The following is a 5,881-nucleotide window of genomic DNA, read 5'->3' on the forward strand; positions in this document are numbered from 1 at the left end:
GTGCCCCGGTAGCACTGGATGAAGGGGCCATGGCTCAGCAGGCAGCGCTCCAGTGCAGTGAAGCCGTAACCCAGGCGTTCCGGGATGCCCGCCACGATGGCCATCAGGGCCCGGTTGACGTGGTCGGAGAAGATGACGATGCGGTCGAAGCCCTGGGGCCGCAGCTCCCGGCCCATGCGGAACAGGCCGAGCAGTCCGGCGTGGCGGCCCTTGCGCCGTTCCGCCACGCGGGGACGGCGGTCGAAGTCGATCACCTCGCTGACGCAGGGCTCGCCCGACAGCAGCTCACGGCCGAAGGTGGAAGGGGCGGTGAGCACCGCGACCTGATCGTTCCGGCTCTGCGCCGCGATGGCCCGGATGTAGGGCACATGCCAGACCAGATCGCCCATGCCGGGGAACTGATGCAGCACCAAGGTCTTGGGGCGGGTGTCTGGGGCGTTCGTGTCGGCAGCCGGCATGTCGAGGGCGATTCAGGCGATGGGGCGCGGGGATCCGATGACCTGTGCGGAGGCGGTCAGCACCTCGGCGACGGTGATCTGCTTCATGCAGTCGAATTGTCCCCTGCAGGTGGGCTCTCGATGGCAGGGCGCGCAGGGCAAAGCCTTGTAAAGCACCTGCACCTGGGGAGTGCCGGCCTGCAGGTAGGGCGCGGTGGAGCCGAAGATCGCCACGGTGGGGCGCGCCAGCGCGATGCCCATGTGGGTGAGGCCCGTGTCCACGCCGATCAGCAGCCGGCATTGGGCGATGGCCGCCACGGTTTCGTCGAGCTTGAGCCGGCCCGTCAGGTTGACGATGCGGGCGCTCTGGCCGGCGATGCGTTCGGCGGCGGCCCGGTCGCCCGGCCCACCCAGGAGCACGGGCTGGTAGCCTGTGTCCCACAGGGCCGCGGCCAGCGTCGGCCAGCGTTCCTCCACCCAGTGCTTCTGGGGGCGGGTGGTGAACGGGGCCAGGATGGCGACCGGACGCGCGCCGATGCCGGCTTCCTGCAGGATCTGGGCGGCCCGCAGGCGAGGGGCTTCGCCGACGACCAGATCGAGCTGGAAGTCCGTGGCACCCACGGCCGCGGCCAGGGCGCGGTATTCAAACGAGATGATGCGCTCAGGACCGGGCGGAATGGCCGGGCGGACGCAGTCGTGCACGAAGAACTGGTTGCCCTCGCGGGGCCACAGGCTGACCCTGAGCGGGGCGCCGCTGAACCAGTCGCACAGGCCGCTCTTGAACAGCCCCTGGGGATCGACCACGAGGTCGAATTCCTTGGCGCGCAAGTCCCGCACCCAGGCTCGGAAAGCGCGCCAGGCCTGCAGGCGCCGGCCGGTGCGCCAGAGCTGCTTCCATTGGCCCAGCGGCAGCACCAGCAACTCGTCCAGCCGCGGGTTGTGGGCCAGCAGCGGTGCCGCGGGGGCATCCACCAGCCAGCTCAAGCGTGCCTCGGGCCAGCGGGCCTTGAGGGCCGGGATCAGGCCGGAGCTGAGCACCACATCGCCCAGCGCGCTCAGCCGCACGATCAGGATGCGGCGGGGGGCGAGGGCCGCTGCCCGGTCGGCCAGCAAGCTCATGCGAGACCCAGGCGGCGGCCGGTCATGCGCTCGAGCACATGCAGCGGGGACGTGTCAGGCTGCTGCTGATCGGCTGGCGAGAGCCAGAAGGTCTGCTCCATCATGAACTGGCCGGCCATCACGGCGTGCAGCACCTGGTCGCTGAACACCACCCAGGTGGTGCCGGGGGCGAAGGCGACTTCGCGTTGCGGGCAGTCACGCTGCCAGGCCATGTCGGCCTTGGCGCCGTCGTGCAGGCCCAGCATCAGGTGGTCGAACTCGGTGCGCCGCTGCTTGGTCACGTGCAGGGCCTCCAGCAGCCAGCCGGAGCCGGGCAGAGGGCGCTGGATGCGTGGCAGGAAGGCCCGGGCAAAGTCCTGGAAGTCCTCGCCCACACGCCAGACGCGCGGTTGGCTGCCCGGGTTCACATTGGTGAAGATGCGCAGCAGCCGGGCGCCCTGGGTGGGGTTGGACGGGAAGGCGTCCACGTGCAGGCGGGTGTCGTCCTTGCGCCAGCTCGTCTCGCGACCTTCGACCGAGACAGGTCGATAGGAGGTGTTGGCGACCTGCAGTTTGCCGATGTAGTGTGGGAACAGGCGCTGCGCCAGGGCGCTGGCCTGGTCCCGAAAGCGGATCAGCATCGCGCGCAGTTCGACCAGATCCTCGGCGCTGCCCACGGCGCCACGCATCAGGGCCTGGGGGCCGCGCAGGCTGATGTTCTTGGTGGCCGGGTCCGCGTAGCGGGTGTCGAGAAAGCGTTGTTCGGCTTCGCTCAGCGCGAAGCGCAGCTGGGGGAAGACCAGCACATGGCCCGTTTCGAGCGAGGACTCCACCGCGTGGGTGGGGGCGCCGGGCAGGCCATCCTGCCAGTCGCTGTCGCTGTGGGTCTGAAGAATGTCGTCGAGGCGGGCCATGATGAAAAACGCCCGGGAGGGCCCGAGCGTCGATGGTGTGTTCCAAGGGGCGCCTGCCCCGAAGAGCAGGCGCTTACCGAGCGTCTGTATTGTCCACCGGCAGGCTGGCATCCACACCCTCGCGCAGGGCTTTGCCCGGCTTGAAGTGCGGCACCAGCTTCTCGGGGATCGTCACCTTCTCGCCGGAGCGCGGGTTGCGGCCCATGCGCGGCGGTCGGCGGCTGATCGAGAAGCTCCCGAAGCCCCGGATCTCGATGCGGTGCCCGCGCGCCAGGGCGTCGGACATCGCATCGAGCGTGGTCTTGACCGCGAACTCGGTGTCGCGCTGCGTCAGTTGGGCAAATCGCTCAGCCAGCTTGGCAACGAGATCAGAACGCGTCATGGGTCAGGACAGGGCTCGGAAAGGGTGGAGGAACAGGCGTCGGTGGCCAGCGATCAGTTGCCGCCTTGGTCCAGCTTGGCGCGCAGCAGGGCGCCCAGGCTGGTCGTGCCGGCGTTGCCGGTGTTCTCGGCGGACAGACGCTGCATGGCTTCCTGCTGGTCGGCCTGGTCCTTGGCCTTGATCGACAGCTGGATGTTGCGGGTCTTGCGGTCCACGTTGACGATCATCACCGAGACCTCGTCGCCTTCCTTCAGCACGTTGCGGGCGTCTTCAACGCGATCGCGGCTGATTTCGGAAGCGCGCAGGTAGCCCATGACGTCATCGGCCAGCTGCACTTCGGCGCCACGGGCGTCGACGGTCTTGACGGTGCCGTTCACGATCACGCCGCGGTCATTGACCGAGGTGAAGGTCGCGAAGGGGTCGCCATCCAGCTGCTTGATGCCCAGGGAGATGCGCTCGCGCTCGACGTCGATGCCCAGAACGATGGCTTCGACTTCCTGGCCCTTCTTGTAGTTGCGCACGGCGGTCTCGCCGGCTTCTTGCCAAGACAGGTCGGACAGGTGCACCAGGCCGTCGATGCCGGCGGCCAGGCCCACGAAGACGCCGAAGTCGGTGATCGACTTGATCGGGCCCTTGACGCGGTCGCCGCGCTTGACGGTGGCCGAGAACTCTTCCCAGGGGTTGGCCTTGCACTGCTTCATGCCCAGGGAGATGCGACGCTTGTCTTCGTCGATTTCCAGGACCATGACTTCGACTTCCTCGCCCAGGGTGACCACCTTGGAGGGAGCGACGTTCTTGTTGGTCCAGTCCATCTCGGAGACGTGCACCAGGCCTTCGATGCCCGGCTCGATCTCGACGAAGGCGCCGTAGTCGGCGATGTTGGTGACCTTGCCGAACAGGCGGGTGCCCGTCGGGTAGCGGCGGGCCACGCCCATCCAGGGGTCATCGCCCAGCTGCTTGATGCCCAGCGAGACGCGGTTCTTCTCGGCGTCGAACTTCAGGACCTTGGCGGTCAGCTCTTGGCCCACGGTCACCACTTCGCTCGGGTGACGGACACGGCGCCAGGCCATGTCGGTGATGTGCAGCAGGCCGTCGATGCCGCCCAGGTCCACGAACGCACCGTATTCGGTGATGTTCTTGACCACGCCATTGACGATGGCGCCTTCGTGCAGGGTTTCCAGCAGCTTGGCGCGCTCTTCACCCATGGAGGCTTCGACCACGGCGCGACGCGACAGCACAACGTTGTTGCGCTTGCGGTCGAGCTTGATGACCTTGAATTCCATGGTCTTGCCCTCGAAGGGCGACATGTCCTTCACGGGGCGGGTGTCCAGCAGCGAGCCGGGCAGGAAGGCGCGGATGCCGTTGACCAGAACGGTCAGGCCGCCCTTGACCTTGCCGGAGACGGTGCCGGTCACGAAGTCGCCAGACTCCAGAGCGGTTTCCAGCGACAGCCAGGAGGCCAGGCGCTTGGCCTTGTCGCGCGACAGGATGGTGTCGCCGTAGCCGTTTTCGACGGCGTCGATGGCCACCGAGACGAAGTCGCCGACCTGGACTTCGATTTCGCCCTGGTCGTTCTTGAATTCGTCGATGGGCACATAGGCTTCGCTCTTCAGGCCGGCATTGACGACCACGAAGCTGTGCTCGATACGCACCACCTCGGCGGTGATGACTTCACCCGAGCGCATTTCGCTCTTCTGCAGCGATTCCTCGAACAGAGCGGCGAAGGAGTCTCCACCGAAATCGGCGGTTTGAGTCTGGGACATGGGATTTCCTGAGTCAGCGGGCGGACGCCGCCGACAGCTGTGCGGTTTGCAAGGCCGCGGGGGTTAGGTTGACGGATTCACCGCCCTTGACGGCACAGGACGCGCCAGGAGGGAAGGGCGGTGGGCCCAGCCGAACCGAGTGAGCAGCTCAGAACGGCCTGCGTTGCCGCCACCAGCCCAGGCATTGCACGACCGAGTCCTCGATCGACATCGCCGAGTTGTCCAGCAGCATCGCATCTTCAGCCGGCCTGCAGGGCGCAACCGATCGGTTTGCATCCCGCTCATCCCGCAACCGCAGGTCAGACTGAATCTGTGGGAGGTTAGCAGAAACTCCCTTGGAAATCAACTGCTTATAACGCCGCTCGGCGCGTTGCTCGACACTGGCGGTGAGAAACACCTTGAGCGAGGCGCCGGGGAACACCACGGTGCCCATGTCCCGTCCATCGGCCACCAGGCCCGGGGCGCGGCGGAAGGACAGCTGCAGCTGGTGCAGGGCCTGGCGCACGGCCGGGTGCACCGACACCCGCGAGGCCATGCCGCCGGTGGATTCCAGGCGCAGCGGATCGGTGATGTCCCGCCCCGCCAGGTACACGCGCTGGCCCTCGAAACGCAGCGCCAGACGCCCGGCCAGTTCGGCCAGCGGCGCCTCGTCGTCCAGCGACACGCCGGCATCCTGGGCCGCCAGGGCGGTGGCGCGGTACAGGGCGCCGGAATCCAGCAGGTGAAAGCCCAGCCGGCGGGCCAGCTCGCTGGCCAGGGTGCCCTTGCCGGAAGCCGTGGGGCCATCGACGGTCAGCACCGGCACCTGGTCGGTGGCGGGCGTCACCACCTCGAACAGGGTCTCGAAGTAGTCCGGGAAGGTCTTGCCCACGCACTTGGGGTCCAGGATGCGCACCGGCACGCCGGGTTCACCCGCCACCAGCGGGTTGAAGGCCGCCAGCGACAGGCACATGGCCATGCGGTGGTCGTCGTAGGTGTGGATACTGGCCGCCTGCCAGGGGCCGGCCAGGGGCTGGACCTCGATGAAGTCGGGGCCCTCGGTGACTGTGGCGCCCAGCTTGCGCAGCTCGGTGGCCATGGCGGCGATGCGGTCGGTTTCCTTGACCCGCCAGCTCGCGATGTTGTTCAGCCGGGTGGGGCCATCGGCGTAGAGCGCCATCACCGCCAGGGTCATGGCCGCGTCGGGGATGTGGTTGCAGTCCAGGGTGAGGGCTTTGAGCGGCCAGGCGCCGCGCTGTACCTCCAGCCAGCCCGGGCCGCCCGTGACCTGCGCGCCCATGGCCTGGG

Annotated in this window: 6 protein-coding genes; all 6 read right to left on the reverse strand. The window is 67.8% G+C overall.

Translation table 11 applies throughout. The features are described 5' to 3' along the window. Positions 1 to 458 (reverse strand): hypothetical protein (locus I73_RS23020; protein WP_022982775.1); only part of this gene is annotated, 458 nt, incomplete at its 3' end. 12 nt (positions 459 to 470) lie between these two features. Continuing rightward, positions 471 to 1,556, reverse strand: coding sequence for a glycosyltransferase family 9 protein (locus tag I73_RS23025; RefSeq protein WP_022982776.1), 1,086 nt, complete (start codon positions 1,554 to 1,556; stop codon positions 471 to 473). Beyond that, positions 1,553 to 2,449 carry a Kdo hydroxylase family protein gene (locus I73_RS23030; protein WP_022982777.1) on the reverse strand — a complete coding sequence of 299 codons (897 nt, stop codon included), beginning with the start codon at positions 2,447 to 2,449 and terminating at the stop codon, positions 1,553 to 1,555. The genes I73_RS23025 and I73_RS23030 overlap by 4 nt, the downstream gene beginning before the upstream one ends. 73 nt (positions 2,450 to 2,522) lie before the next feature. Further along, positions 2,523 to 2,831 carry an integration host factor subunit beta gene (locus I73_RS23035; RefSeq protein ID WP_022982778.1) on the reverse strand — a complete coding sequence of 103 codons (309 nt, stop codon included), beginning with the start codon at positions 2,829 to 2,831 and terminating at the stop codon, positions 2,523 to 2,525. A gap of 53 nt (positions 2,832 to 2,884) precedes the next feature. Beyond that, positions 2,885 to 4,594, reverse strand: coding sequence for a 30S ribosomal protein S1 (rpsA, locus tag I73_RS23040; RefSeq protein ID WP_022982779.1), 1,710 nt, complete (start codon positions 4,592 to 4,594; stop codon positions 2,885 to 2,887). Between the two features lie 148 nt (positions 4,595 to 4,742). Further along, the coding region (cmk, locus tag I73_RS23045) for a (d)CMP kinase (RefSeq protein ID WP_022982780.1) at positions 4,743 to 5,881 on the reverse strand (1,139 nt) is incomplete at its 5' end.

It is taken from the genome of Ideonella sp. B508-1 (assembly GCF_000333615.1).
Lineage (GTDB): Bacteria > Pseudomonadota > Gammaproteobacteria > Burkholderiales > Burkholderiaceae_C > Ideonella.

Excerpts from the sequence above, each read along its gene's own strand:
- I73_RS23025 (WP_022982776.1), bottom strand. The coding sequence starts at position 1,556 with ATGAGCTTGCTGGCCGACCGGGCAGCGGCCCTCGCCCCCCGCCGCATC.
- I73_RS23030 (WP_022982777.1), bottom strand. The coding sequence starts at position 2,449 with ATGGCCCGCCTCGACGACATTCTTCAGACCCACAGCGACAGCGACTGG.
- I73_RS23035 (WP_022982778.1), bottom strand. The coding sequence starts at position 2,831 with ATGACGCGTTCTGATCTCGTTGCCAAGCTGGCTGAGCGATTTGCCCAA.
- rpsA (WP_022982779.1), bottom strand. The coding sequence starts at position 4,594 with ATGTCCCAGACTCAAACCGCCGATTTCGGTGGAGACTCCTTCGCCGCT.